Origin of the sequence: Bradyrhizobium sp. CB2312 (assembly GCF_029714425.1) — a bacterium.
GTDB lineage: Bacteria > Pseudomonadota > Alphaproteobacteria > Rhizobiales > Xanthobacteraceae > Bradyrhizobium.
Genome location: NZ_CP121668.1, coordinates 5871309 through 5895554, shown reverse-complemented (window position 1 = coordinate 5895554; position 24246 = coordinate 5871309). Strand labels below are relative to the sequence as shown.

Here is a 24246-nt window from a genome sequence, read left to right as displayed (position 1 = left end):
ATGGAGTGGCATGATCGCATCGGTCGCCGGCTGCGGCTCAAGGATCTCCACACGCTCCAGACGGTCGCAGAGGTCGGCAGCATGGCCAAGGCGTCTCTCCGTCTTGGATTGTCGCAGCCGGCGATCTCCAAGGCTATCACCGACATGGAGCACGCCGTCGGGGCAGCGCTGCTGGAGCGCACCTCGCGTGGAGTTGAACTCACCGAGTGCGGCCGCCTTCTCGTCGATCGCACGCGCGTCGTTTTCGACGAAATAAAGCTGGGTGTTACCGACATTGTGCAAAGATCAGATCCGGCGCAAGGGCTCGTTGCGATCGGCACAACCGAGCCGGTCACCGCGATCGTTACAGAAATCATCGGACATCTCGTTCGCAGATATCCGGGCATCAAATATCATATCACGATAGGTGATCGGGATGCGCTGGAGCACGCTCTACGTCAGAGAATGCTTGATCTGGCCATAACGCGCTGGGCTCCGTTGCCGGTCGCGGATGATTTGTCCGCGGAGGTGCTGTTCAGATCCTCCCTTGCGGTGATGGCGGAGCGACGGCATCCGCTCCTGCGATCGAGGAAGAAGTTGAAGCTCGCAGAACTTATGCAAGAACAATGGACGCTCTCGCCGCCCGATTCTTTTCTGGGTCGTACCGGCGTCGAGCTTTTTCGGCGACATAACCTGCCGCTTCCGCCAACGACCGTCACCACGATTTCAATCTACATGCGGTTGAATCTGTTGGCGAGCAGCCGGTTCATAACCCTGTTGCCCATGCAGATACTCAGAATGCGATCGAGTAGCGCATGGCTGCGCGCGCTGAACGTCGATCTTGGCGATACTTCGGCCCCGATAGCCTCGATAACCCTGAAGGGACGACGGGCCGGAGCTGCTGTCAGGTTATTCCAAGAGGCCAGCCGGGAGGTCTGTAAGGCGCTGGTTGGAGTGAGCTGATTGGCCCGAGCAGACAGTCCATGAGCGGACCTGACGAGTTTATGAGTACGCGCCGTAGTGCACGGTAGCTGTTTTCCATCTGCTCTACGATGCGGCGGGTGTGCTCGTCGCCACGCCCTGCCTTGTTCGGGCAAGGGCCCGTTCAGAAGTCTCCATTGAAAACACCGTGCTTTGTTCTGCCAGGAACCCCTGCGCAACACTTTCGTTGTGTTGGTCTTCCGGACAGCAGAGGATACAATTATGGATCGCGAACATGTGAAGGGTGCCGCCGACAAGGCAAAAGGCGCCATTAAAGAAGGTGCCGGCAAGCTCACTGGCGACAAGGACATGGAAACCGAAGGCAAGATCGATAAGGCCAAGGGATCCGCCCACAATGCCGCGGGGGACGTAAAAGATGCGGCGCGGGACGCCGCTGACGCCCTCAAGAAATAAGCAGAAGAGGCGAAGGTCAAAAACTAGCCGCCTCCGGGCGGCCTTTTTGCGCCAGTTGAGACGGCGAGCGGACTTTCAGCCGGAGATCAGAGGAACGAAGCGCACCTCCTCTATCCTTTCCTCGACGAAACTACCGTCCGGTCCGCGTGTCATCTTCGTCAGCCACTGCACACCGTCAGGATCGCCAAGCGGGATGAGAAGTCGTCCCGACGGAGCCAGTTGAAACTTGAGAGCCGCAGGCGCTTGCGCGCCGGCGGCCGACACCAGGATGACGTCGAACTCGCCGCCATCCGGCCATCCTGCGGTCCCGTCGCCCTGACGCAGGTCCACGTTGCGGCATCCGAGATGCCGAAGGGGCAATCGGGCGCGCTGCACCAATGCTTCATGGCGCTCGAGCGCGCAAACCTCCCGCCCGAGCTTGGCGGCGAGCGCCGCCAGATAACCCGAACCCGCGCCGATCTCCAGCACTCGGTCCGACTTGGCGATCGCGGCGGCCTCGAGCATCCTGGCGACGATGTAGGGCTGAGAGATGGTCTGCCCCTTCGGGATCGGCACGGCGCTGTCTTCATACGCGGCTTCCGCGAACCGCCAATCGAGGAAGATCTCGCGGGGGACCTGCCGCATCGCCAGCAGGACCCGCCTGCTCCGAATGCCGCGGCCGGCAATCTGCACGTCGACCATCGCGTCGCGGAGGAAGCGGGACCTCTTGGATCGTTTGCTCTCCTTGACCGCGCGCACGACCTCTCCATGGAAGAACGATTTCGCTCCAGCAGATAGGAAACTCGGAGGCCAGCGACTTGCTCCTTGATGCCAGGGTGGTGGCGGCTCTCGCCGACGAGGCCGGCTCCGTTGCCGATGAGCGAAATCGCGGAGCTGCAGTCAGGAACGTGCCCGCAGCGGAACGACCGCCTCCCGATCGAATTGATCTGGCGGAAACCGAGCCGGAGAACGCTCATGAAATGGATTTTCACGGCGGCATGCGTGGCCGCAATGGCGCTGGCATCGGCCTCCGGCGCGGACGCGAAGGGTTGCATCAAGGGCGCCATCGTCGGAGGCGTCGCGGGCCACATGGCGGGGCACGGCAAGCTCGGCGCTGCCGCCGGCTGCGTGATCGGCCATCATGAGGCGAACAAGAAAAACCCGAACAATTCGAATGCTCAGGCGCCGTCGGGCGAGAAGTAATCTTCCAGACCTGCGGGCGGTTCGACGTGGCGCCGCCTTGCGCGCGAAACCCGCCTGAGCCAGGCCATCCTGATGATCGAGAAACCGAGACGCCGCTCGTCCGGTCTTCATGACTCCCTGGGAGGAGATGGGATGAAATGGATGGTGTCGGCGCTCGTTCTCGGACTTGCCGCCTCGAGTTCCACGGTCTCGGCGCAACCGGTGAGATGGACGACGTATTCCATCCCGCAGACAGGCACCTCTGTCGATTTCCCGGCCTCGATCTTTACCGAAGAAGCCGGCCGTCCGGACGGATACGGACAGCGATTTCGGACGGCTGACGGCCGAGCCGACATCACGATACAGGCCGCCCCCAACGTCTCGAACGATTCACCCGCTGCATTTCTCGCAAAGAAGCATCCGCCCGCGCGCATTCAGTACAAGCGAACGACGCCTCGATTCTTTGCGGTGTCCAGCTACAAGAGCGACAAGGTCTGGTACAACCGGTGCAACTTCTCGAGCGGATTGATCCACTGCGTCCTGATCAACTACCCGGCGAGCGAAGAGCGCGAGTGGGACGACATCGTAACGCGGATCAGTCTATCGCTGAGGGGCAGATAAGGCGGGTGCGGGATGGAGATCGCGCCTGTCGGCGAGGGCGCGAAGGCGCATAGCTGCGAGAACACCGAGGTTCCGGAGAGGCCGCCGCCTTTGGCTATCCTCGCGAGCGCTAGTTCTGAATAGCGGGTCGTGAGACCTTTGGCTATCCGCGACAGGCGCCGTAGTTCAACGGCGGGCGACGGTCCCTGCAGTCCAATAGGGTGGCAAGGTTATCGTTCCTCCGATCTGCCCGCGGCTCGCCGATCTGTGGTTCACGCGCTAGCCGCCGCCCGTCCGGCGTCGGTGATGCGATACTCGATATCTCCGGATGGAAGTGGTTTCCACGAGACCGAGCTCCACGAGCCGCGCCACGATTTCATGGTCGAACGTCGGCGGGCTGACCCAGGATTCGCCGAGGAGCTTCCTCAAAAAATCGCGCTCCAGATCGGTCAGCTCCATGCTCTAACTCCGCTCGCCGACTTCGTCTGGCACGTTGCGGCGCGTCATCCGATCGGCCGCTTCTTCCTCAGGAAATCAACATTTCGCCGCGGATTGTGCCAGGAACGGAGGCATCGTCGCACCGTTGATTTCCCAAGACAACAACCAGGAGGTCAACATGGCCACGATGGAAGATCGCGAGACGTTCAGCCTGATCGGCAGCGACAAGGTCGAGGGCACGAACGTGTACGGGGCCGACAGGGAAAAGGTCGGCTACATCGAGCGCGTCATGATCGACAAGGTCAGCGGCAAGGTTTCGTACGCGGTCCTCAGCTTCGGCGGGCTGCTCGGCATCGGCGACGATCACTATCCGCTGCCCTGGCAGGCGTTGAAATACGACACCAACCTTGGCGGCTCGTCACCGGCATCACCCAGGACCAGCTCCGCGGCGCCCCGAAATACGCCGATGAGAGCACTTGGAATTGGAGCGACCCGGCGACCACGCGCTCCGTGAACGCCTACTACGGTGTGCCGGTGGCTTGAGAAGGCACGACACGCTGGCGTCTGGCTGCTCGACGCGAAGCTCGCCGCACCGCCGACGCCTGGCCGACGACCCGGGCTGATCGCCGAGGAGACTTGAAAGTGAATGATGCCGTTCGTGTTCTGGTCGTAGAGGACGAAGCTCTCATCGTCGGCTTCGTCGAGGACGCCTTGTCCGACGGCGGTTTCGAGGCCTGCTCGGTCCATTCGGGGGAGGAGGCCATGTCCACGTTTCGCTATGGCCGCGAGGGATGTCGGGTCCTGCTGACCGACGTCAACCTGGGTGACGGCATCAGCGGCTGGGAGCTGGCGCAGCAGATCAGGGAAATCACGCCTGGCTTTCCGGTGGTCTACATGACGAGCGCCAGCGCGCCTGACTGGCAATCGCAGGGCGTCGAAGGCAGCGTCCTGATCCAGAAGCCCTTTGCGCCGGCACAATTGACTGCCGCCGTCTCGCAGCTACTCGAGAGCGGGGCCTCACCGGCTTGAACCGGGATCGTCGTGAGTTTCCGTTGATCCGATCAGCGGCGGCCGATCGTCGCTTGCCCGCGCTCTCCTTTAGCCGCGCATTGCGGCCGTGGCGCGAGCCGCCGCGACGGCCATCCAGTCCCGCAGCAGGCCTCTGTCCTCTCTCGAAAAGGAGGCTCGCCGCTTGAGATCGTCCAAGGTCTCACCGGGATGGCATCGCTCGTAGTCCTCGCGGATCAGCGACTCTAGGTAGGTCCGGTCCCAAGCGCCGGCTGGTTCGAGTTGCTGGTGTGAGTAGGTCTTCATGGTTGTCGTTTCGGTGCACGCGGTCGAGGGCGATCCGGATGCCGGCACAACGGCAAGAGTGCTCGGTGGTTCGCCGGCAGATATCGAGGAGAGGCGCCGAGGCGGGAACCTGTGCAAGTCCAAGCCGTTCGCAAGCTTGGGGGCTCGCCTTGAAGGAGCCGTTACGATGATCGAAACCGAGACCCTCTTGGAAAAATGCCCCCGCTGCGGCGCCTGGCCCATGGCCGCGAACCTGCAGCGGACGTCATCCGCACAGCCGGATGTCCGGTTCAGGTGCGCAAGATGTCACGGTGACGAGGCGGGCCAGCTGCGGCGCCCGTTCGTGCCGCGCGACCCGCCTCGGACTCTTGATGCGGCCTGATGAAGATCCGCTCCCATTCCGAGAGCCACATCGTCGAGCTCGAGGACGGCTCGCGCTGGCAGATCTTTCCGGGGGATCTCGATCTGACGCTCAATTGGAAGCCGGAGACCGAACTGACGGTCGTCGAAGTCGAGGACGAGGTCGCCACCCATGAGCTGGTCGGTGGCGGCGGGAAGGTGCGCGTCAGGCCTATGGGCGAGAGCTGGCCCGTGAGGGACGTCAAGGACGCGCTGAAGGACGGCTGAAGGCGCCGGCGCAGCTTCACAGTCGCTCCGTTGATGCTTCAGGAACTGATGCGACGTGGTCCCCGTTACGCGTTTCGCTTCGATCAGCCGGCGGGAAAAAGTGGAAGTCTTCCTGCCGGACTGCGGAACGATTGCCATCATTGATGGGTTCATGCAGCGCCGCACCCTGCGGCGAGGAGAGACTTATGAAGAAGCTGCTGCTTATGTCCGTGGCCGCCGCGCTGATCTCGACCGGGGCGTTCGCTCAGTCGACGGTGGTCACCACCACCGGCGCCGGCCACGCTGCCGTGCAGATCGAGCCTGAATACCGCACCAAAATCCATACCTACGTGACTGAGCACAAGATCCGTCCCGTCGAAACGCGCGAGAAGATCGTCGTCGGCCAGCCGGTGCCGCGCGATGTCGAACTCGAAGCGGTGCCCGCGGAGTGGGGTCCCTCGCTCACCAAGTACCGTTACGTTTACTCGGGCGAGCGCGTCATGCTCGTCGATCCGTCCACGCGTACCGTGGTCCAAGAGGTGGACTAAGTCCGCCGGGGCGGGGCGCGCTGGAGGAGGCGCCCCGCCGCAAGCCGGCGCTCGACAGTCGCCGAGAATCGATTTCCTTGATTTGCGAGCGGCGGTTCTTCCATGCCGATTTTTCGGTACTTCGTATTTGTGGGCGGGATTCTGCTCGCGCTGCTCTTCGCAGCCGACCGGTACCTACCGGCCGCCGTCGTGCGTACCGACGAGACTGACCTCGACAGGACCACGATTAGGATCCGCTCGGCGAGGAGCCTTCCGGAGAAGATCGTGTTCGACACGCGTCCGCGCGCCGACATCCCGGCGGTCACGTCCGCAGAACCCCTCCCACAAGAGCGCCGGGGTTCAGCGCGGGAGGCGCTCGCCGCAATGCCTGCAACGCCGCCTTCCGAGATCAAGGTCGAACCGCATGCGGGCAAACGTGTGGAAGCTCGTCCGAAGAAGAAGCGGTGGGCGAAGTTGCCGGGAAGGCCGCCTGAACCACGGCTCGCTTTCGACCGGCAGAACTCCTTCGGGGCGGGCTGGTGGTGATCTGGAGCGTCGAGCCTCACGCAGCCTGGGTGGTCGGAGACCCTCCATCCGAAGCAGGCAGCGGCCGCGCCACGAACAGCAGGCGGCGTAAGGTCAGTGATAATGGCTGAGATAAGCAGCACGGGCGGACGGAGCCTCAACTCCTCTTGTCCGATAGGAGAGGTACGTCGAGGGGCGGTCCGAAGTACAGCTGCTCAGCCGGGACGCGCAAGCGCAGGAACGTCCGAGCCTCCGGAAAATTAAACGGAAAGCGTCTCCGGGGCGATAACCGGTGCTGCCATGTATGTGGCTGAACTTCTCGAGCGCAAGCGCGCCCTGCTCGACGACCGCCAGGAGGCGTCAGCTGAGCGCTTGATCGCACTCGATCGCGAACTTGAGGAGATCGATGACCGCCTGAGCCGGTTGGAATGGACGGAAGCGCCGCCTACGACGCTGCACTAAGTGGCTCGTTTGCTCTGGAGGAGCATTGCTCGATGCGGCGCGCAACGGGGCTGATCAATCGTTCTTCATCAGAGCACGCACGAATTGTTTTTCTTGTGCGAGATTTCACTCTCTGCGACCGCTCCTGTTCGCGCACCGCCGAAGAGCCGACTCGCAGCTGCTTTCTGAATTTCGACCGCCCGTACGCCGCGCTGGAAACTACGAGCAGGAATGTAGAGGGATCTCGGTGAGACGGGGCTCCTGGATCCGAATGCCCGACCCGGCTACGCGCGGATCTGCCAAGACAGCACTCAGTATTCCTGCGGCATATCGCTGTCCGAACAGCGGCTTGGGAGTGCGCATCTTGGCTCATCTCTGGGTCCGTTTCGGCGTGGGCATCCGCCAGCTCGCGGGTGGGTCGCTCATGTGGCGTCAGGACGTAACAAGAACAAACGAGTCGTCCATTCTTGCCGTTTAGTCGGCGACCAGTGACGCGCATTCAGGAACAGCTGCCTCCTAGAGACGTTAGGGAAGGTTCGGCGGGCCAACGGGGGCGTCTGCCCATGTCCTTTTTCGAACAGCGGGTTCGGACAGGGCCCTCCGTCTCTCGCCCCGAGAGCAGTTTCATGTCGAATGTCGAAGAATTTCCGCTCTCCCTTCGTCGGCAGCCGACGGAGCTCGAGGCGCTGGTCGCGGCCGGTGGCGCCGTTCTCGATGCCATTCCCGGTGCAGTGTACCTCTGTGACGCCGAGGGAGTCCTCGTCGCCTACAATGCCGAGGCCGTTCAATTGTGGGGACGAACACCTGATTTGGCCAAGAAGGAGCGCTTCTGCGGCTCCCGTCGACCTTATCTGCTCGATGGAACGCCGCTTGCACATGGCGACTGTCCGATGGCCACCGCTCTTCGCCTCGGTACTCCCACGCGCAATGCCGAAGTCATCATGGCGCGGCCGGACGGCTCTCGCTTTACAGCCCTGGTCAATATCCGCACCTTGCGCGACCACTCTGGCCGAATCCAAGGCGCCATCAATTGCTTCCAAGACATCACCGGACGCAAGCGGGTTGACGAGGAAGTCCGCCAGACAACGCAGGATCTGGAGGACTTTTTCGAGAACGGTGCCGTGGGGCTGCATATCGTCAGCAGCGAAGGCATCATCCTTCGCGCCAACAAAGCCGAACTGGACATGTTGGGGTATAGACCCGAAGAGTACATCGGCCGCCATGTTGCCGAGTTCCATGCCGACGCTCCGACAATCGGAGATATCCTTCAGCGCCTCTCATGCGGCGAGCGGCTCGATCGCTTTCCGGCCCGGCTTCGGGCGCGTGACGGCTCGGTCAAGCATGTGCTGATTACATCGAACAGCCGCTTCGTGGAGGGCAAGTTCGTCAACACACGTTGCTTCACGATTGACGTGACCAAATTGCATGCTTCTGAGGAAGCGCGACAAGCCAGTGAGACCCGGCTCGCCGCAACTTATGAGGCCGCCAGCGTCGGCATTTCCGAGATCGACGAGAACGGGCGCTTCTTGCGGGTGAATGACTCTCTTTGCCGTATCACCGGACGCTCACGCGACGAGCTGCTCGGCATGACTTTCTTCGACTACACCGATCCTGATGACCGGGCAGAGGATGCCGAGCTGTACGCGCGGCAGGTGCGCGGTGACATCGCGAACTACACCATTCGCAAGCGCGCACTCCGGCCTGACGGGTCGGTGCGGCATCTCGACATTTTCAGTTCATCGGTGCGCGACACGGATGGTCGCTTTCTGTACGGTGTGCGGGTTGCCCAGGACGTCACCGCCACCAAACAGCTGGAGGACCGCCTGCGCGAAGGCGAGCAGCGCATGCGCGATCTTCTCGAGGCGCTGCCGGCAGCCATCTACACGACCGACGCGAACGGCCGGATCAACTTCTACAACCGAGCCGCGGTGGACATGGCTGGGAGAACGCCGCTACCGGGCGACGAGTGGTGCGTGACCTGGAAACTCTATTGGCCTGACGGCTCGCCGCTGCCGCACAGTGAATGCCCGATGGCGGTAGCGCTGCGTGAAAACCGGCCGGTTCGCGGTGCCGAGGCGGTGGCCGAGCGCCCGGATGGCGGACGCGTGCCGTTCATTCCTTATCCGACGCCGCTGCGAGACACCGCGGGCAATCTGGTCGGAGCTATCAACATGCTGGTCGATATCAGCGAGCGTAAGCGCGCTGAGAACGCTCAGAAGGTCCTCATCGACGAGCTGAACCACCGTGTGAAAAACACGTTGGCAACGGTGCAGTCGCTCGCGAGTCAGACGGCTCGCCATGCTGCCGACTTGGAAGAGTTTCTACCAACGTTCACAGGACGCCTCCTTGCGTTTGCCCGAGCGCACGACCTGCTTACTCAGCGAAACTGGCAGGATGCCCCTTTCGAAAAGTTGGTCGACGATATCGTCGCTCCGGTGTCTGGCGGGCGGGTGGTGACAGAAGGGCCGCACGTCGATCTGGACGCGCGCACGGCGCTGAGTGTTACCATGGTCTTCAACGAGCTTCTGACCAACGCGGTGAAATACGGCGCGCTTTCCCTGCCGGATGGATCAGTGTCACTCACTTGGCGGGTGGGCAGGGACAACCAAAGCACGCTCGAGTGCGAATGGCGCGAACGTGGGGGACCCCCGGTGACGCCTCCTAAGCGGCGCGGATTTGGCACGCGGCTGATGGAGCGCTGCATAGAGCATGACCTGGCAGGCGAGTTCGATCTGGTCTTCGAGCCAGAGGGCGCACGCTGCCGCATGGTGTTTCCCATTATGCTTCCGGCATCCAATGGCTGAGATCTCCGGTACCAGAGTTCTCCTCGTTGAGGACGAAGGCTTGGTCGCCCTCATGATCGAAGACATGCTTGAGGAACTGGGATTGAAGGTGGTCGCCTCAGCGGCGCACGTATCAAAGGCTTGCGAGCTCGCGACAAAGACATCCTTCGATCTGGCGCTCCTTGACGTGAATCTCGCTGGAGAGCTGGTTTTTCCTGTAGCTCGCATCTTGCGCGATCGAAAAATTCCGTTCCTGTTCAGCACGGGCTATGGCGGACCACCGCTGGAGGAGGAGTTCCGGGATGCGCCCGCGCTCGGTAAGCCGTTCTCGATCGAGCAATTGAGCGAGAAATTGGGGACACTTCTGCGTCACCCTTAACCTCTGAAAGACGGGGGCGCAGCGCAAAGCTGGACACAGGCCTTGTTGGCGGCCCGATCGCCAGCGCTTTTAGTCAAGGGACTACGCCGGTCTGCAGCTTCCGGAAGGAGGAGAGTGGCCGCTCAACTCACTGACTCTTAAAACTGCGGTCGGCTCACCCTGCGGGCCTCAAAAATCAAACTGTGACGTAAGTCAGATTGTCGAACGCACGCTTCACTCGACGTCATTCCTTTATGACCAAACTGTACATCGCAAGCAGAGCACGTGAACATGAGCAAGGAGCGTAACATCCAGCGCGCTCCTTTTCTTGCGAGGCGTCCGAACTGCGTGATCAGAAACAGCCGACGTCGTTATTTTCGGCGCCAGGGGCCGTCATGTTACGCTGCATCGCCCGCCAGAAGATTATCGCTTCCACTTCTTGAAAGTCCCTGGCGCAAACAACGCGATGAGCTCTGCATCCCAAGGCCGACCTCCTTAGTGGGCGCGGGTCGGGCAGGCCCGGCGTTTCCGGTTTCCAAAGCTTCTTCCGCGGCCAGACGGGCCGCAAGTGCTGTAAGCACGCGCTGTGCCGCCACGGGCTCTTTGTTATCGCAGATCGCCTGCGCAATGACCTCTATTTGCTCATCAATGCGATTACGAATGGCGGCCACTCGATCTTTCTGATCCATGCGCGGTACCTCAACGCCTAGACGGTACAAACGATTAACATAGGTTAAGGTTCCAGAGCCGGTTCGGATTGACAACATCGGTAACGTCGGTCGCCAGTAGGGGGCCCCTGCTGAGGGTTGATGGCTGTTAGACCATGCGGGCTCCCGCCTGCTGAACGAGGGGAGCCAGGCTTGTTGCACAGCCGAATTGATCGCGCGCGGTTCTGGAAATTACTCTCGATAGGTCCCGAGTTGTAGCCATCTACGATCGTCCAGATGGCCGCTGGGCCCGAATCGGCGTTACGCCCTGCTGCATGAAGAGCAGCATGGAAACTGAAAATGCGGAGCCCTCTATCACCGCACCGAAGCAATGGTTCCAGCGCGGGAAGTAAGTAGCTTCGAATGCATCAATTGCGGAGACGCTGGAAAGCTGGAACAGCGCTTGGGTCCCAAACTACCGTCTGGTCGTCGGACCGATCATAAAGCCATCGCCTTCATAGAGCCCGGTTTGGATTTGTCGCAAGGCGATCTGAGGGGCGCACGCCCACATTCGAGCCGTGGCCAGGAGACGTTCGCGCTCATGACGAAGAGCTCTCGCCTCCGCGATGGCCGCTTCCGCTCTAGTTAAAAGATCGTCGGTCGTTCGCTGCATCGGCCAAGAATGTGGCATTCTTCGGCTCAGCGCCTTCACCTATGTGATTGTTCCAATGCAGCCGAACACAGGTCTCGCTCCATCTGAGCAGTTCGAGAGACTGGCGAATCACTTCGCGGGAACGTGCGAGTATTGCGTGATCATACGAATAGATTGACATCGCGTGCTCCTCTGCCTTGCAGGCGGGAGCACAATCGGTCTCTCAGCCACCGACGCCTATCGGACAGTGCCTCGGCCGGTGATGTTTGGTAGCGTGCGCTCTTATTCGCCGGATCGCTAGTCCTCTTTTGTACTAGGGCGCCGCACTTTTCAGCCAACTCAAAGTAGCCCTTCAACACATGCGGATGGTGCGTGTGATCTCGTGGACTTCGCCCTGTTTCAGATCGAGCCGTTCCATTTCGGCGGAAGTCAATTGTTCCTGCGCCGGCGAGGCGGACCAGCCCTCAGGAATGGCGTTTAGAACCAGGCGCACCGCGTCCTCGGAAGATGGTCCTGCGGCAACCCAAAGCCTGCTCGTCCGGTCGTCGGTCAGGACGCGGACGAGATAGATGCGTGTCTCGAAGGATCGTGCCATTCATCGCTCGGCTCGTGGCGAGATGCCTCGCGCAGGGGCTAAATGCGCCCAATGGGGATTGGTTTCAAACCCGATCGTCGACAGGGCCGGCCGGCAGCCGTTACCGGTCCAAAGGCACTTCGACCCAGACCGCTTTGGCAATAGGCCGACGGCCAGCCGTCCGCTCGGATCACGCCGGGTGAGAGGTCATTGAGCCGTCGACGGGCGGTAGCACCGCCGCTCGCCATCAGCTCTTCGCTACTTCTTCTTTGCAGGTCCGAAGTCCGGCTGCCAGGCGGCCTCTTTGCGGCTCGGGGCCGCGGCGATCACTTTGGCTTTTTCCTTCTTCGGTTTCTTGGCTTCGCGATTGCCGCGTTGCTGGCCCTTCGCCATGTCGTTCTCCTTTGGTGGTGGCTTGAGTTCGTCGAGTTCGTCCGACTGCAGCACGCGTCCACGCGGGGTACAGACCCTGACCGTCCATGTAGCCTTCACACAGCAGTTTACGTGCGAGGCGCAGCGCGACTGTCGCAGGCCGCGGCCGAGATTGGAGCTGCCGTATTCGTTGGTCCCGCTGACGAGATACGGTACGCGTGTTGCCCTAGCCATTGAGTAAGGTGGCTCCGCACACGTGAAGCAGAAGAAACAACGGAACGATCACCGGCGGCACTATCCATTCCGAAATGCGAAAGCGCGCCATCGAATGCTCCTGCGAAGCCTTTGGCGGGAGCACATGTGACCCTCAGTCACCGGTCGAAGCCGTTGAGAAGTGCGGTGATGGCAGCGATCCTACGCCTGCGCCGATCCGGTAGCGAGCGATATGTGCATTGCAGGCGACGGTCGCGCGCGACGCTAGTTCGCCCCCGGTGACGATAGTGCTGGCTATTGCCAGGCAACGGGAGCATGGTCGTGATAGCCAGCGTCGGTTGGGGCGTCGCTTGCGAAAGGCCATGCATGACCATCCGCTCGCGGCGAGAAGCCGTCGCTTTCCGCATCTGCGGGAGCGAGCGTGTCTTGCCGGCTGGGGGCTGGGAGATCCTCACGGACGAGGAGACGATCCATCGTCCGAGCTTCTTAGCTGTCGCCTCACAGCCAGGACGATCACCTTGCCCCTCGAGGGCCCGTGCGAAGCCACGGAGCTGCTGTCGGCCGGCTCGGTTAAACTTGCGCATGCGCGAACCGTAGACGCGAGCGTCAGTCAATGACGGATCAGCCGGTCGACCTTGACAAGCACCGCGGGATGGCCGCGCAGAAGGCGACGGACTTGCGCCGGGCGCTGGCCGAGGTCGAAACCAATCTGCGCGAATTGCGCGAGCGCGAGGCTGATCTGGAAAATCGCATGATGACGGTGCCGGCTGGCTCCTGGCCGGAGGCGGCGGTGAAGGCACGGCATCTGCTCAACCTCTATGCTGCAAGCCTCCCCGCCGAGGACACGCGCCACCGTGCCCTGGTGGCTGCGCTGTTCGATGATTTCGCCCGGTTGTCGGGGGAAGGCTGAGGCGGTGTCAGGCTCGTTGCGACCGCGAAGCGGTACGCAGTCGAGAATGATATGCTTTGAGGGGCGGATCCTTCCAACTAGCGATGATGTAACGGAGTAACCTATGACATTGACCAGCGGCCGTTTTATCGCCCACGAATACGACCGGATGATCGTGCGGTTCTCTATGCATAACGGCGCCAGAGAGATTTCTTGCGCGATCTCAACCTCTGCGATGGACTCCCTCGAGGGTGGGCCGCAAGTCAGACCCGAGCAGCGGGAAGCCCAATTCACGCGCCTGCGAGATCGCATCGAAGCCCGTGCGGCAAGCAAGTATCGCGCGACCGAGTTCGAAGGCACGCCGCCAGGCATTGTGCTGCGAGGCATCGATTTCAGGCAGTAAGGACCGCCACGGCGAATGCATGATCTGCATCGTCTTCGCTGCTTCACAGGTGACGCAGCCCTGATAGCACGAGGTCCGACAAGCAACGTCAGTTAACGTGCGGCATTCTCCGGAGCGAGGCCCACCTTCTACTCCGCTCGTGCTTTGACCTCCGGCAAGGGCGGCTTCCGCTCAAACGGCTTCTTTTTCGGGGGCGCGGGCAGCAATCCCTCCCTGATCGCCTGCTTCCGGGCCTGCTTCCGGGCTCGTCGGATAGCTTCGGATTTCTCGCGGGTCTTTCTCTCCGAGGGCTTTTCGTAGGAGCGACGCTGCTTCATTTCCCGGAAGACGCCCTCTCGTTGCATCTTCTTCTTGAGAACACGGAGCGCCTGCTCAACATTGTTGTCTCTGACAAGTACCTGCAATTGAGTTTCCTCGCTGGGCTGCAAACGCGATACGTCCTGCAGGCAGCCAAATGCGCAGGAGCTTCATTTCGGTCTTCAGGATAACGGGCGGCGATGTTCGCGAAGTGCTAGTCTGCCTGCAACAGCAATGCAGCTTGGTGCATCAACGTGACCATTCGCGTCGGCGACTGTCAATCGATAAACTCTTTCTCGCATCTCGACAGACTTGGCAGGACGAAACTAATTGGCTTCCCTCCTTGCAAAATCCGAAAACTGACGTATATTAGCGCTGTTCGATTAGCCGCTGTGCCTTGTTGAATGCGCCCGCGGGCTCCTTTTCCAAAGACATCGTCGAAGTTGAAGATAGCTGCGCGATCATCGCGCGGTATGCGCTTTTGCGCTTTGGAGAAGAAAATGACGACAGGTACTGTTAAGTGGTTCAACGGCCAAAAGGGCTTCGGTTTCATTCAGCCGAACGACGGCGGCAACGATGTGTTCGTTCATATCAGCGCCGTTGAACGAGCTGGTCTTTCCGGGCTCGGAGAGGGCCAAAAGGTCAACTTCGAGACCAAGACCGACAAGATGCGAGGCAAAGTCAGCGCTGAGAACCTCTCGCTGGCTTGATATCGTGGCGCCGTTTCACGGATGTACTGGAACGGGCCCTCTGCCCGCTCAATCGTTGGATTGAGCGGGTTTTGTCGTTGTGGAGCCAGGCGAGCGATGACCGCCAAGAAGCCGGCAGAGCCATCATCAGAAGCCATCGCGCGTTCCGATCGTAAGCGCTTGGCCGCTGAAGAAGGAGCGCGGGCATTGGCCGATGTCGAAAAGCAGGCCATCCATGTTCGTAAGAACATGGCGCGGCTTCGAGAAGTTCGTGAGGCCAAGGAAGCAGCTGACGCAGTCCTTCAGGCGGCGTTGCCAGCGCCTCCGCCGAAGAAGCGCCCGAGAAAGCCGCGGGTTTAGTGGCCTGTAAGGCAAACGCCGAAATCCAGGGAGCCGATCATGCGACAGGCCGGGCGTCTTGCGTAGAGCTAGATCGGAGCGCGGCGGGACGATCACCTTCTTTCTCGCGTTCGGCGCAAATCGGCAGATGTGCCGGCTTGCGACGACATTCGGTACTGAGAAACAGGCGTTCAGCTATCTACACAAGCACCGAACGGAGTTCGAACGTATTGCACGCGCACGCCTTGCTTCAGGCGAGCTCGAACATGGGGTTGTTGTGCTTTCGATGCTTTAGTGGTCGGACCGGACCAAGTTTGCACGAGCACTTTTTGAGCAGTCAAGGGGCCGTTGAAACTGGAGCGGTGCTCTCTCTTGCCCACATCGCCAAAGAGCTTGACGCTTCGCGAGCATCGATAGCTTGGCTTTCGAAGCTCGGGAAGCGGCCCATCTCAGGGCTTCTTCGTCTACAGCGAGCTAACCGCCATCCCAGAAATCAAAATGGTTCGAGCGACATTCGTCTGAGATAGGAGTTCGACCACTCTGACTTGGCCGCTTCGAGCCGGTACGACACCGCGCTGATCGACCTCATCAACCAGATGTGCGCCGGCAAACCGATCACGCCCAAGTCGAAGCCCGCGGCGACCAACGTCGTCGACCTGATGGAGGCGCTGGGCCGATCCGTCGGCAGAGGCCGCGTCGGCGAAGGCTGCCAACCCGGCCAAGAAGCCGCGCAAGGCGAAGCGGCGGCGAAAAAGCCAGCCAAGGCGCAGCCGAAGTCGGCGAAATCTTCGAGACACCAGGGGATTGGAACGAATGGGGTCGCGAAGAGTCGAGTCCATGCCCCCGGCCCCCAAAAGCCCCGCCGGGGGAAAACCTACCCCCTAGGTTGGCGGTCCGAATGCGCAACATAGCGCAAGGACCGTTTGCGCCCAGAGGAGGGAGCAATGAACAATCGCACATCAGACCGGAGGACGCCGACCGCGGCCGAGCGGGAAGCCCGAAAGGTGTTTCGCGACACGAGTGCGAAGGTGCCGGTCTCCGAGCATGAAAGCGTTCAGCAGGCATTCCATGCAAACCGGGAGCGTCTGAAGGCGGAGCGGATGGCTCGAGAGGCGGCAGCGAAACAGAAGCCAAAGACCTGATTGGCTGAAAGATCGGACGGTTAGCGCCAGCGGGCTTCCGTTCCATGAGGAATGATTGCGACCTCCGCTTTCCATCATCGGATGAAAAGCGGATGCCACCTCAATTCCGCCCCTGCGGGAGCGAGTGTTCGAGGAAGAAGCGCAGCATTTCTCTCGTTGCATCCGGCCCGTCCGGATCGGTGTAGGAGCCGGCAGGGCTGCCCCCCGACCATGCGTGTCCGGCTCCGTGGATTTCCCAGTGTTCGAGGATTTGGCGCCCGCCGGCGTCGGTGTGGACCGTGCGGGTGTAGGCATGCCCTCCAGGTATCCGCCCCCGATGCACCTTCCTCTTCGTGCGGGATCCGCTGATCAACTGTCGGACGACCCGATCGCCGTTCTTGGAATGCACGGTGGTGTCGCGATCGCCGTGAAAGACGATTGTCGGCACGGGCGGGCCGTCGCTCGGCGGTGCCTCCGGCCCGCCACCTTGCTTCATGGCCATCAGCGCGGAGGGAAGGTCGCTGGCTGCTCCGCAGGCCAGTCCGGAATGGACGCCGATCGCCGCGTACAGATCGCCGTACGTCGATCCCATGACGGCCGCGGACGCGGCCCCGGCGGACAGTCCGGCGACGTAGATGCGCCGTGGATCTACAGAATGGTCGCACATGATCTGGCGGCTGATGCCGGCGATGAGCGAGGGCTCGCCGCTGTCGCGCTGCTGGTCAACCGGGCGAAACCAGTTCCAGCATTTCGCCTGGTTTGCGTCGGCCCGCTGCGCGGGATAGGCCACGAAGCAGGTCTGTTCTTCGGCGATGAAGTTCATCCGCGTGCCCGCAGCGAAATCTTCCGGCGACTGCGTGCAGCCGTGGAGCATGATGACTAGCGGAATGGCCTGGCCATGATAGCCGCTCGGGATGAAGAGGCGGTACGTGCGGCTTCCCGCGGCGTTACCGTAGACGCCTTCGACGAACCTACCGCCTTGAGGCACAATCTCCGCCATGGACGGAACGCGTCTCACCGATCCTCTCAGTCCGAGCCCAGGCAGGTTCTTGGTGAGATCCGCCGGTGGACGGGCCGTCCGTCGCGGGCTCCGCGTCTCTGCGGCATTTGCCATAGCGTCGATGGTCGGCGGCTCTCCTGGTGTAGAGTGGGAGCGGTATGTGCTGGGGGCGGTGACGTCTGGCGCGTTCTCGCCCCGAAGCATGCGTTGAAGTAGTGCGGTGGCTTCGACGAGCTGGCCCGAGCGCGTGAGGCGTGTGGCTTCGCGAACGATGTCCTGATTCAGCATGGCCTTACCTCGTTCTGTCGGCGAGAGCGGATTTGACGGCGGGACTGGCGTGCAGGGCCCCCAACACGGAGACCGAGGCAATCGTCGCGCGAGCGAGTTCGGGCGTCACGTCTGGGGCGATGCTGGCAAGGCCCAGAACATTGATGTGCAGCATCTCGCCCGCCCGCCGCGCCGCCTCGAGATCCTCGCGGCTGTAGTGCCGAAGCCCGAGGTCCAAACTCTTTCGGACCGTGGACTGCCTGACCACGTCGGCATGACGTTCGAGCTGGTTGCGGATTGCCGTTCGGATGAGATCGGTGCGGTTTGAGTAGAATCCTTCCTGGACCATCAAGTCGACCTGACCGAGATCGACGAAGCCAAGATTGATCGTGATTTTCTCCGAGTCCGACGGCTTTGGTCGGATTTCGCGGACGTTACTAGCCATGGCTTCCATCCAATTTCCATCTATCTGGATGGTACCTAGATGGAGAAGCGGGGCGTTCAAGGGGGCGCCAATGATCCGACTTAGGCGTGGGGAGGGGTCCTGGCCAATCTTCTCGATCGGCGCGGGTCTAAATAGGTTTCAGGAGGCGCGCAGAACGCGGCGCGAACCCGAGGAGGGGACTGCCCCGGCCGATAACGTAAGCTGGGGTCCTGCCGTGACGTTCTTCAGCCATAGCCTGCGAATGCGCGCGAGCAACTATCGTGGGATTTCCATCCTCGGTGTGAGCCTCTGAGCACCCGCCTGGACGCAACATCGCGGCAGCTTCTGCAGAGTGGAATCGGAATAGATCCAGAATCATCTGGCGACGAAAGCGCCTCTATTGCCGCGAAGGCGCGACAGGCCTTTGTCAGGATACGACGTACGGCTGTCCTGATCCGCGGGATCGTGCTCGTTGTCCGGGGCACGAGTCCTTGCGACATACGGGCGAGCCCGTCCCATCAATCGCCCCGAACGGTCGACGGCAAGCATGACGAACTGAGCGCAAGGAGCATGAGATGACCTCCAGCAGCATCGTTCCTCGACTAGATGAAGAGCGAACCCAGTCAACAATGATGGCCTGGCGCGTGCACGAGTTTGGGTCGCCAGAGGTCATGAAGTTCGAGCGCGTGCCGCGACCCGAGCCAGGTCCTGGCGAGGTCCTGGTCAAAGTTGCGGCCGCTGGAGTTGGCCCATGGGATGGGTGGATCAGGTCCGGCAAGAGCGCATTGCCGCAACCGCTCCCCCTCACTCTGGGCTCGGATCTGTCCGGCGAAATCGTCGGGATGGGACCCGGAGTCACCGAACTACGTGTGGGAGATCAGGTTTATGGTGTTACGAATCCGCAGTTTGTCGGGGCCTACGCCGAGTACGCTGTAGCTTCCGCGGGCATGGTCTCGAACAAGCCAACCTCGCTAACCCACGTTGAAGCCGCGTCCGTTCCTGTTGTTGCCGTGACGGCATGGCAGGCGTTGTTTGATCATGCCCAACTCAAGGCAGGTCAAACTGTGGTCATTCACGGTGCGGCCGGCAACGTTGGATCCTATGCGGTTCAATTGGCCCATCACGCGGGTGTGCAAACCGTCGTAACCGCATCGACGGGCGATATTTCCATCGTGCGCAATCTGAGCGCAAATACGGTGATCGACTACCGGACGCAGCGCTTCGAGGAAGAAGTTCGGGATGCCGACGCCGTGATTGATCTGGTCGGCGGCGAAACCCAAAGCCGCTCGTTCCAGGTGCTTCGGCGCGGCGGCAAGCTGATTTCGGCAGTGTCCCGTCCCGATCAGGATCTTGCAAGGCGCCATGGTGTCGAAGCCGCCTTCTTTCTGGTCAACGTCACCAGCCAATATCTGACGGAGATCGCTCGCTTCATCGATGATGGAAAACTGCGAACCAACGTCGGGGCAGTCCTCCCCCTCGCGGATGCGCGCGAGGCTCATTTGATGCTGGAACGCGTGCGGCCTCAGCCGAAAGGAAAGATCGTGCTCGACGTCGGAGCGCGGTGATCAGCATCGTTTCATGGTTGCGCTCGCGTGCAACGCACAGCCAAGCCCCACAGTAATACTTGAAAGGACGCAACAATGGCAACCCGAAATCTCGCTCAGGCTCTTGTCATTCCCGATTCGTTGCTTGCGAAAGAGGCTACAGACATCCTGCGCCAGCATTCCACCGATCTACTCTTCAATCACTCGATCCGCGTCTACCTGTTCGCGGCTGAGCAGGGTCGTCAGAGGAATCTGCGCTTCGACCGTGAACTCCTTTACGTCGCTGCCGCATTTCACGACCTCGGCCTGATCAAGGAGTTCTCGAGCCCAGACGAACGCTTCGAAGTCGACGGCGCAAATGCCGCGCGACAGTTTCTTAGCACCCACAACATCTCTGAAGACCAGGTGCAGACTGTCTGGGCAGCAATTGCGCTGCATACCACCCCCGGCATCCCGAAGCATATGGGGCCCGAAGTGGCGCTCCTCAACTCCGGTGTGCTTCTCGATGTCATCGGGGTGGGGTTTGATCAGTTCCCAGCTGAGCTGCGCGAGGAAATTGTCGCCAAGTACCCGCGCACAAATTTCAAAGAAGGCTTCATTCAGGAGTATTTCGCCGGTTTTGCGCACAAGCCAGCGACGACGTATGGCACCGTCAACGCCGCCGTCTGCGAACGTTTCATCCCGGGGTTCAAGAGTCCCAACGCCTGTGACCTGATCGCTGCTTCGCCCTTCCCGGATTCCCAGCACCAGGCTCACCATCATGACTAGGACCTATCCTGTGCTCCAGCAGCACAATCCGCTCACGATGAGCTCGTTAGAGAAGAAGGTGCGATAATGTCGATCAGTGGATTTGCCTATCGGACTGGTGCTGTATCAAACCGTCGAGGTGTGTTGGCAAAAGCAGCGAGAAGAGCACTGCGAAAGGCCGCCGTCCCGCTGATAGCAGCAGCAATCGCCCTGGGAGCTTCGCCGGCGATCGCGCAGGACCGGGAGCAGGTGAAAGTCGCCTTCGCGCACGCACTGCCGAATGTCGAGGGAAAGAGGCTGGTTGCTGTGACGGTGAGTTATCCTCCCGGAGCCAAATCGCTCGCTCATCACCACGCGGCGTCAGCTTTTATCTACGCCTATGTGCTGTCCGGGACCATCCGCAGTCAAGTCGGCGACGAACCCGCGAAGATCTATCACGCAGGTGAAAGTTTTTACGAAATGCCCGGTTCACATCACAGGGTCAGTGAGAACGCGAGTGACAACGAGCCCGCCAGCCTACTGGCGGTCTTCGTTGTGGATTCCAAGGACGGGCCTTTGACCACGCCAGACAAGGCGTCGGGATCACAATAGTGGCGCGACAAATTCGCCGGTTGTCGCGACGATCTTTTTGGACATGCATGGGTCGCTTGGTCGGCCGCTGGGTGAGCAAAATCGACCAATAGAAGTCCATAGCCCCTGGTTGATCCCGGATGCACGGATGTTCGTTCTGTTGCCTCCCGGACCGCGCCAGGCCTTTTGCGAAGGCCGGACTACCTGCATAATTGAGGCCCCAGGATGGAGAGGCAGTAGCAGGTGCCGGTACAAGCTGTCGCGATTGTCGTCTGTGAGGGTTTTCAGGCCCTGGACGTGGCGGGGCCGATGGATGTGTTCAGCGAGGCGAATACGTTTCTCGGCAGCGCGGATCGCTACGAAACCGCTTTGGTTGCTGCTCACCGCAATCCGCTGCGCGCGTCGGACGGCCTACGCATGGTGGCCGACCTGACCTTCGAGGAGGCGGCGGGCGGCTTCGACATCGTTCTGGTGGCCGGCACCCCAACGCCGCCAGAAGCGGAGCCCGAACCCTGTCTGCTTCAGTGGGTCAAGGAGCTGCCGTGGCGCTCGAGCGTTTATGGGTCGATCTGCACTGGGGCATTTGTCCTTGGCTATGCCGGTCTCCTGGACGATCGGCGGGTTACAACCCATTGGCAGGATGCACAGGCGCTGGCGGCCAGATTCCCGAAGGCGAAAGTCGAACCGGACTTGATCTATGTGCGCGATGGACGGCTGATCACCGCGGCGGGTGTGACAGCGGGGATAGATTTGGGCCTGGCGCTCGTCGGGCAGCGGCACGGCGCGGAAACGGCGCTCAAGGTCGCCAAGCGGCTGGTCGTGGTTGCCCAGCGCCAGGGCGGACAGTCGCAGTTCAGTCCCTATCTCACGGCACCTGCCGATCCGGAATCGCCCATCGCACGCATCCAGGATCACGTCATGGCCAACATTGGGGATCGCCATACCCTGGAGTCGCTTGCCGCTGTCGTCGGAATGAGTCCCCGGAATCTGGCCCGGCATTTCGGGCAGGTGACCGGGACCACACCGCACGAATTCATCGAGCGCGCCCGCGTTGATAACGCGCGCATGATGCTGGAAGCGAGCGACCGACCGCCGAAGGCCATTGCCTTCGATTGCGGCTTCGGATCGGCGGACCGGATGAGGATTGTCTTCAGCACCCGTCTCGGCGTTACCCCTGTCCAGTACCGCGCCAGCTTCCGACGAGCGGAAACGGAATAGATCGCGAGTTAAAGAGGAAAGGGCTGTCTCCTGCTGGCGCGAAGGCGCCGAGGGTCCTTTTGTCAGGAAACGACGTACGGCTGTCCTGATCCGCAGCATCCCGTTCGTTGTCCGGAGCAGGGCTCTATTGCTTAATACCGAGAAGCGACCAGCCCATTATTCAACCTAGGAGATTGCACCGTGTCTGAGATCATCGCCGGCATCCGCTCGCCTGACAGTGCAATCGCGCGCGCCGCCACGCAGCTCGTGCGCGATACCGAAGACGACCTGCTCTATAACCACAGTCGCCGCGTCTTCCTTTGGGGCGCGCTCACTGGCGAGCGCCGCGGGCTGAAATACGACCCGGAACTGCTTTACCTCGGCGCCATGTTCCACGACATGGGTCTCACCGAGAAATATTCGAGCCCTGATCTGCGCTTCGAGGTCGACGGCGCCAATACCGCTCGCAAATTCATGAAAAGCTACGGCGTCCCCGAGCGTGACATCGAGGACGTCTGGACTGCCATCGCGCTCCACACCACGCCGGGGATCCCCGAGCATATGCGCCCGACCATCGCGCTGGTGACCGCCGGTGTGGAGATGGACGTGCTCGGCATCGCCTATCACGACTTCACGCATGAACAGCGCGACCATGTCTGCGTCCATCATCCGCGCGAGACAAATTTCAAGGAGAATATCATCGATCACTTCGCCAACGGCATCATCAAGAAGCCGCTGACGACGTTCGGAAACGTGAAGGCCGACGTCCTGGCGCTGAAGGACATGAACTATGTCCGTCAGAACTTCTGCTCGATCATCCTTGGCTCAGCCTGGCCGCACTGAGCCCTCCTTGCTCCGAGACGAGGAGGCCGAGATGGATACCAGCGGTACGAGGATGTCCGGTCCTGAACGAGCCGCCATCGGCGCGCGTGAGGGAGACGTCGTTGCGAAGAGCCCGATCAATCAGATCTTGGCCCGGCGGTTTGCGTGCCGCGAGTTTTGCAGCACTCCGGTCCCCCGACGGACGATCGAGCAGATCCTCCGTGTCGCGCGGTTCGCGCCCAGCGGTGCGAACATCCAGCCCTGGCACGTCTACGTGCTGGCTGGCGCGGCCAAGGACAGAGTCTCGACGGCGCTGCTGGATGCACACCAGAGCTCCCGCGACGAGCACGTCTCGGAATACAAGTACTACGCCAGCGACTTACCCGATCCATACCTCAAGCGGCGACAGGAATTCGGACGACTCTTCTATGGTTCGCTCGGAATTGCTCAAATCGATCTCGAGGCGAGGAGCAGACAAACCGCCAAGAACTACACATTCTTCGGCGCGCCGGTGGGATTGATCGTGACCATCGACCGTCGCCTGGAAGTCGGAAGCTGGCTCGACCTCGGAATGTTCGTGCAGAACGTGATGCTCGCGGCGGCGGGACGCGGGCTTCAATCGTGCCCGCAGGAAACGTTCGCAAAATACCATCGAATTTTGCGCCCGCTGCTGTCAATTCCGGCGGAGCAGATGGTGGTGTGCGGTATCTCGGTCGGGAAAGCCAAGGTTGAGCGGGCGGATAGATTGATGCCGCGGGCGGACATTGATGAGTTCGCCACGTTCGTAGGATTCGAACGTAATAGTCGAAGAGGAGAGATCACTATGGGAAGCCGGGAAGAACTGATTCAGCGCAGCATTCCGTTTCTCCGGGAAGTCAAGGACATGACACCTGGCGCCGAGATGGAACGTTGGCTTAACGAGACATACGGCGAAAACAGCGCGCTCTACCAGGATCTGGCTCGCCTGATCAAAATCGGGGTCGAGGAGGGATGGGCGGCAAACCAGGAGGTGGACGGCCCGAATTACCGGCGCAGCCGCATTCTGGAGCCGACTCCCGAAACGTTCCAGTTCAGCATCACCGCCGTGTACATGAACAGCGCCGATCCGCGCCGCTTTAAGGACGAAGACGATCACGACGTGTTGCGCGGACAGTATCATGGCCACCCCTATGGCGAGCTCAACCTCGTGGTACCTTTGAACAAGGGCGCGGAGTTGAAGGGATTGCAGGGCTGGCAGGGACCGGGCTGGACGGCGCCGGATCCGGGCAGCAGGCACTATCCCGAGGTCAGGGGCGGCGCGGTCATTGCGCTGTTCTATCTGCCGGCCGGACGCATTTCATACGATTTCAAGGCTCCGTCTGATCGGTAACGGA

The 24246-nt window shown here is 61.2% G+C and carries 33 protein-coding genes and 2 pseudogenes; 26 read left to right on the top strand and 9 right to left on the bottom strand.

Annotation, left to right across the window (positions count from 1 at the left end; genetic code table 11):
- Complete coding sequence (locus QA642_RS29070; RefSeq protein WP_283079901.1) at positions 1-942, top strand: LysR family transcriptional regulator; 942 nt, start codon at positions 1-3, stop codon at positions 940-942.
- Positions 943-1182: 240 nt separating this feature from the next.
- Positions 1183-1374 (top strand): CsbD family protein, encoded by a 192-nt coding sequence (locus QA642_RS29065; protein ID WP_060912872.1) that lies wholly within the window; start codon positions 1183-1185, stop codon positions 1372-1374.
- Between the two features lie 75 nt (positions 1375-1449).
- On the opposite strand, the gene QA642_RS29060 is transcribed toward QA642_RS29065, so the two are convergent.
- Entirely contained in the window at positions 1450-2112 is a 663-nt protein-coding gene (locus QA642_RS29060; RefSeq protein ID WP_283079900.1) for a protein-L-isoaspartate(D-aspartate) O-methyltransferase, read from the bottom strand.
- 216 nt (positions 2113-2328) lie between these two features.
- On the opposite strand from QA642_RS29060, the gene QA642_RS29055 reads away from it, so the two are divergent.
- Entirely contained in the window at positions 2329-2556 is a 228-nt protein-coding gene (locus QA642_RS29055) for a hypothetical protein (RefSeq protein WP_283079899.1), read from the top strand.
- Between the two features lie 132 nt (positions 2557-2688).
- The gene (locus QA642_RS29050) at positions 2689-3156 is read left to right on the top strand and encodes a hypothetical protein (RefSeq protein WP_283079898.1); all 468 of its coding nucleotides are present in this window, start codon (positions 2689-2691) and stop codon (positions 3154-3156) included.
- A 258-nt stretch (positions 3157-3414) separates the two neighbouring features.
- Here QA642_RS29050 and QA642_RS29045 read toward each other — a convergent pair whose 3' ends face one another.
- The gene (locus QA642_RS29045; protein ID WP_283079897.1) at positions 3415-3594 is read right to left on the bottom strand and encodes a hypothetical protein; all 180 of its coding nucleotides are present in this window, start codon (positions 3592-3594) and stop codon (positions 3415-3417) included.
- Between the two features lie 157 nt (positions 3595-3751).
- Here QA642_RS29045 and QA642_RS29040 point away from each other — a divergent pair.
- Positions 3752-4116, top strand: a pseudogene (locus QA642_RS29040) (PRC-barrel domain-containing protein).
- 99 nt (positions 4117-4215) lie between these two features.
- A complete protein-coding gene (locus QA642_RS29035) occupies positions 4216-4602 on the top strand; it encodes a response regulator (protein ID WP_283079896.1) in 387 nt (128 codons plus the stop codon).
- A gap of 69 nt (positions 4603-4671) precedes the next feature.
- On the opposite strand, the gene QA642_RS29030 is transcribed toward QA642_RS29035, so the two are convergent.
- Positions 4672-4887 carry a hypothetical protein gene (locus QA642_RS29030; protein ID WP_283079895.1) on the bottom strand — a complete coding sequence of 72 codons (216 nt, stop codon included), beginning with the start codon at positions 4885-4887 and terminating at the stop codon, positions 4672-4674.
- 360 nt (positions 4888-5247) lie between these two features.
- Here QA642_RS29030 and QA642_RS29025 point away from each other — a divergent pair, with 360 nt between their 5' ends.
- From QA642_RS29025 to QA642_RS29000, 6 genes are all read left to right on the top strand, one after another.
- Positions 5248-5493 (top strand): hypothetical protein, encoded by a 246-nt coding sequence (locus tag QA642_RS29025; RefSeq protein WP_283079894.1) that lies wholly within the window; start codon positions 5248-5250, stop codon positions 5491-5493.
- 185 nt (positions 5494-5678) lie between these two features.
- Positions 5679-6020, top strand: coding sequence for a DUF1236 domain-containing protein (locus QA642_RS29020; protein WP_283079893.1), 342 nt, complete (start codon positions 5679-5681; stop codon positions 6018-6020).
- A gap of 102 nt (positions 6021-6122) precedes the next feature.
- Positions 6123-6545, top strand: coding sequence for a hypothetical protein (locus QA642_RS29015; RefSeq protein WP_283079892.1), 423 nt, complete (start codon positions 6123-6125; stop codon positions 6543-6545).
- 279 nt (positions 6546-6824) lie between these two features.
- Entirely contained in the window at positions 6825-6986 is a 162-nt protein-coding gene (locus QA642_RS29010; protein WP_283079891.1) for a hypothetical protein, read from the top strand.
- 605 nt (positions 6987-7591) lie between these two features.
- Positions 7592-9769: a PAS domain S-box protein gene (locus QA642_RS29005; protein WP_283079890.1), complete on the top strand. Its 2178-nt coding sequence runs from the start codon at positions 7592-7594 to the stop codon at positions 9767-9769.
- Entirely contained in the window at positions 9762-10127 is a 366-nt protein-coding gene (locus tag QA642_RS29000; protein WP_283079889.1) for a response regulator, read from the top strand. The genes QA642_RS29005 and QA642_RS29000 overlap by 8 nt, the downstream gene beginning before the upstream one ends.
- Before the next feature lie 377 nt (positions 10128-10504).
- Here QA642_RS29000 and QA642_RS28995 read toward each other — a convergent pair whose 3' ends face one another.
- The 3 genes from QA642_RS28995 to QA642_RS28985 all read right to left on the bottom strand — a co-directional run bounded on the left by QA642_RS28995 (position 10505) and on the right by QA642_RS28985 (position 12372).
- On the bottom strand, positions 10505-10795 hold the full coding sequence (locus QA642_RS28995; protein ID WP_283079888.1) for a hypothetical protein: 291 nt from the start codon (positions 10793-10795) through the stop codon (positions 10505-10507).
- Between the two features lie 962 nt (positions 10796-11757).
- Positions 11758-12000 carry a hypothetical protein gene (locus QA642_RS28990; protein WP_283079887.1) on the bottom strand — a complete coding sequence of 81 codons (243 nt, stop codon included), beginning with the start codon at positions 11998-12000 and terminating at the stop codon, positions 11758-11760.
- Positions 12001-12237: 237 nt separating this feature from the next.
- On the bottom strand, positions 12238-12372 hold the full coding sequence (locus tag QA642_RS28985; protein WP_016841200.1) for a hypothetical protein: 135 nt from the start codon (positions 12370-12372) through the stop codon (positions 12238-12240).
- 805 nt (positions 12373-13177) lie between these two features.
- Here QA642_RS28985 and QA642_RS28980 point away from each other — a divergent pair.
- Together QA642_RS28980 and QA642_RS28975 are read left to right on the top strand one after the other, a co-directional pair.
- Positions 13178-13474 carry a hypothetical protein gene (locus QA642_RS28980; RefSeq protein WP_018321975.1) on the top strand — a complete coding sequence of 99 codons (297 nt, stop codon included), beginning with the start codon at positions 13178-13180 and terminating at the stop codon, positions 13472-13474.
- 103 nt (positions 13475-13577) lie between these two features.
- Positions 13578-13856, top strand: a complete 279-nt coding sequence (locus QA642_RS28975) for a DUF1488 domain-containing protein (protein WP_283079886.1) — start codon at positions 13578-13580, stop codon at positions 13854-13856.
- Positions 13857-13984: 128 nt separating this feature from the next.
- Here the strand turns inward: QA642_RS28975 and rpsU are convergent, their stop codons facing one another.
- Positions 13985-14260 (bottom strand): 30S ribosomal protein S21, encoded by a 276-nt coding sequence (gene rpsU / locus QA642_RS28970; protein WP_283079885.1) that lies wholly within the window; start codon positions 14258-14260, stop codon positions 13985-13987.
- Positions 14261-14653: 393 nt separating this feature from the next.
- Here rpsU and QA642_RS28965 point away from each other — a divergent pair, with 393 nt between their 5' ends.
- From QA642_RS28965 to QA642_RS28945, 5 genes are all read left to right on the top strand, one after another.
- On the top strand, positions 14654-14863 hold the full coding sequence (locus QA642_RS28965) for a cold-shock protein (protein WP_283079884.1): 210 nt from the start codon (positions 14654-14656) through the stop codon (positions 14861-14863).
- Positions 14864-14959: 96 nt separating this feature from the next.
- The gene (locus QA642_RS28960) at positions 14960-15202 is read left to right on the top strand and encodes a transcriptional regulator (protein ID WP_283079883.1); all 243 of its coding nucleotides are present in this window, start codon (positions 14960-14962) and stop codon (positions 15200-15202) included.
- Between the two features lie 58 nt (positions 15203-15260).
- The gene (locus QA642_RS28955) at positions 15261-15476 is read left to right on the top strand and encodes a hypothetical protein (protein WP_283079882.1); all 216 of its coding nucleotides are present in this window, start codon (positions 15261-15263) and stop codon (positions 15474-15476) included.
- Positions 15477-15726: 250 nt separating this feature from the next.
- Entirely contained in the window at positions 15727-16092 is a 366-nt protein-coding gene (locus QA642_RS28950; RefSeq protein ID WP_283079881.1) for a hypothetical protein, read from the top strand.
- Between the two features lie 33 nt (positions 16093-16125).
- The gene (locus tag QA642_RS28945; RefSeq protein WP_283079880.1) at positions 16126-16323 is read left to right on the top strand and encodes a hypothetical protein; all 198 of its coding nucleotides are present in this window, start codon (positions 16126-16128) and stop codon (positions 16321-16323) included.
- A 100-nt stretch (positions 16324-16423) separates the two neighbouring features.
- Here QA642_RS28945 and QA642_RS28940 read toward each other — a convergent pair whose 3' ends face one another.
- Both QA642_RS28940 and QA642_RS28935 read right to left on the bottom strand, forming a co-directional pair.
- The gene (locus QA642_RS28940) at positions 16424-17590 is read right to left on the bottom strand and encodes a PHB depolymerase family esterase (RefSeq protein WP_283079879.1); all 1167 of its coding nucleotides are present in this window, start codon (positions 17588-17590) and stop codon (positions 16424-16426) included.
- 4 nt (positions 17591-17594) lie between these two features.
- Positions 17595-18014 (bottom strand): CopG family transcriptional regulator, encoded by a 420-nt coding sequence (locus tag QA642_RS28935; protein WP_283087001.1) that lies wholly within the window; start codon positions 18012-18014, stop codon positions 17595-17597.
- Between the two features lie 554 nt (positions 18015-18568).
- Here QA642_RS28935 and QA642_RS28930 point away from each other — a divergent pair.
- The 7 genes and pseudogenes from QA642_RS28930 to QA642_RS46595 all read left to right on the top strand — a co-directional run bounded on the left by QA642_RS28930 (position 18569) and on the right by QA642_RS46595 (position 24242).
- Positions 18569-19558, top strand: a complete 990-nt coding sequence (locus tag QA642_RS28930; RefSeq protein WP_283079878.1) for an NADP-dependent oxidoreductase — start codon at positions 18569-18571, stop codon at positions 19556-19558.
- 75 nt (positions 19559-19633) lie between these two features.
- On the top strand, positions 19634-20305 hold the full coding sequence (locus QA642_RS28925) for an HD domain-containing protein (protein ID WP_283079877.1): 672 nt from the start codon (positions 19634-19636) through the stop codon (positions 20303-20305).
- A 147-nt stretch (positions 20306-20452) separates the two neighbouring features.
- Complete coding sequence (locus QA642_RS28920) at positions 20453-20875, top strand: cupin domain-containing protein (RefSeq protein WP_283087000.1); 423 nt, start codon at positions 20453-20455, stop codon at positions 20873-20875.
- Positions 20876-21097: 222 nt separating this feature from the next.
- Positions 21098-22072, top strand: coding sequence for a GlxA family transcriptional regulator (locus QA642_RS28915; RefSeq protein WP_283079876.1), 975 nt, complete (start codon positions 21098-21100; stop codon positions 22070-22072).
- 180 nt (positions 22073-22252) lie between these two features.
- Positions 22253-22894, top strand: a complete 642-nt coding sequence (locus QA642_RS28910; RefSeq protein ID WP_283079875.1) for an HD domain-containing protein — start codon at positions 22253-22255, stop codon at positions 22892-22894.
- A pseudogene (locus QA642_RS46600) lies at positions 22842-23534 on the top strand (nitroreductase); the annotation flags it as partial. The gene QA642_RS28910 and the pseudogene QA642_RS46600, both read left to right, overlap by 53 nt.
- Positions 23535-23696: 162 nt before the next feature.
- A complete protein-coding gene (locus tag QA642_RS46595) occupies positions 23697-24242 on the top strand; it encodes a DUF4863 family protein (protein ID WP_349253881.1) in 546 nt (181 codons plus the stop codon).
- Positions 24243-24246: the final 4 nt, after the last annotated feature.

Excerpts from the sequence above, each read along its gene's own strand:
- QA642_RS29070 (WP_283079901.1), top strand. The coding sequence starts at position 1 with ATGGAGTGGCATGATCGCATCGGTCGCCGGCTGCGGCTCAAGGATCTC.
- QA642_RS29065 (WP_060912872.1), top strand. The coding sequence starts at position 1,183 with ATGGATCGCGAACATGTGAAGGGTGCCGCCGACAAGGCAAAAGGCGCC.
- QA642_RS29055 (WP_283079899.1), top strand. The coding sequence starts at position 2,329 with ATGAAATGGATTTTCACGGCGGCATGCGTGGCCGCAATGGCGCTGGCA.
- QA642_RS29050 (WP_283079898.1), top strand. The coding sequence starts at position 2,689 with ATGAAATGGATGGTGTCGGCGCTCGTTCTCGGACTTGCCGCCTCGAGT.
- QA642_RS29045 (WP_283079897.1), bottom strand. The coding sequence starts at position 3,594 with ATGGAGCTGACCGATCTGGAGCGCGATTTTTTGAGGAAGCTCCTCGGC.
- QA642_RS29030 (WP_283079895.1), bottom strand. The coding sequence starts at position 4,887 with ATGAAGACCTACTCACACCAGCAACTCGAACCAGCCGGCGCTTGGGAC.
- QA642_RS29025 (WP_283079894.1), top strand. The coding sequence starts at position 5,248 with ATGAAGATCCGCTCCCATTCCGAGAGCCACATCGTCGAGCTCGAGGAC.
- QA642_RS29020 (WP_283079893.1), top strand. The coding sequence starts at position 5,679 with ATGAAGAAGCTGCTGCTTATGTCCGTGGCCGCCGCGCTGATCTCGACC.
- QA642_RS29015 (WP_283079892.1), top strand. The coding sequence starts at position 6,123 with ATGCCGATTTTTCGGTACTTCGTATTTGTGGGCGGGATTCTGCTCGCG.
- QA642_RS29010 (WP_283079891.1), top strand. The coding sequence starts at position 6,825 with ATGTATGTGGCTGAACTTCTCGAGCGCAAGCGCGCCCTGCTCGACGAC.
- QA642_RS29005 (WP_283079890.1), top strand. The coding sequence starts at position 7,592 with ATGTCGAATGTCGAAGAATTTCCGCTCTCCCTTCGTCGGCAGCCGACG.
- QA642_RS29000 (WP_283079889.1), top strand. The coding sequence starts at position 9,762 with ATGGCTGAGATCTCCGGTACCAGAGTTCTCCTCGTTGAGGACGAAGGC.
- QA642_RS28995 (WP_283079888.1), bottom strand. The coding sequence starts at position 10,795 with ATGGATCAGAAAGATCGAGTGGCCGCCATTCGTAATCGCATTGATGAG.
- QA642_RS28990 (WP_283079887.1), bottom strand. The coding sequence starts at position 12,000 with ATGGCACGATCCTTCGAGACACGCATCTATCTCGTCCGCGTCCTGACC.
- QA642_RS28985 (WP_016841200.1), bottom strand. The coding sequence starts at position 12,372 with ATGGCGAAGGGCCAGCAACGCGGCAATCGCGAAGCCAAGAAACCGAAG.
- QA642_RS28980 (WP_018321975.1), top strand. The coding sequence starts at position 13,178 with ATGACGGATCAGCCGGTCGACCTTGACAAGCACCGCGGGATGGCCGCG.
- QA642_RS28975 (WP_283079886.1), top strand. The coding sequence starts at position 13,578 with ATGACATTGACCAGCGGCCGTTTTATCGCCCACGAATACGACCGGATG.
- QA642_RS28965 (WP_283079884.1), top strand. The coding sequence starts at position 14,654 with ATGACGACAGGTACTGTTAAGTGGTTCAACGGCCAAAAGGGCTTCGGT.
- QA642_RS28960 (WP_283079883.1), top strand. The coding sequence starts at position 14,960 with ATGACCGCCAAGAAGCCGGCAGAGCCATCATCAGAAGCCATCGCGCGT.
- QA642_RS28945 (WP_283079880.1), top strand. The coding sequence starts at position 16,126 with ATGAACAATCGCACATCAGACCGGAGGACGCCGACCGCGGCCGAGCGG.
- QA642_RS28940 (WP_283079879.1), bottom strand. The coding sequence starts at position 17,590 with ATGCTGAATCAGGACATCGTTCGCGAAGCCACACGCCTCACGCGCTCG.
- QA642_RS28935 (WP_283087001.1), bottom strand. The coding sequence starts at position 18,014 with ATGGCTAGTAACGTCCGCGAAATCCGACCAAAGCCGTCGGACTCGGAG.
- QA642_RS28930 (WP_283079878.1), top strand. The coding sequence starts at position 18,569 with ATGACCTCCAGCAGCATCGTTCCTCGACTAGATGAAGAGCGAACCCAG.
- QA642_RS28925 (WP_283079877.1), top strand. The coding sequence starts at position 19,634 with ATGGCAACCCGAAATCTCGCTCAGGCTCTTGTCATTCCCGATTCGTTG.
- QA642_RS46595 (WP_349253881.1), top strand. The coding sequence starts at position 23,697 with ATGGGAAGCCGGGAAGAACTGATTCAGCGCAGCATTCCGTTTCTCCGG.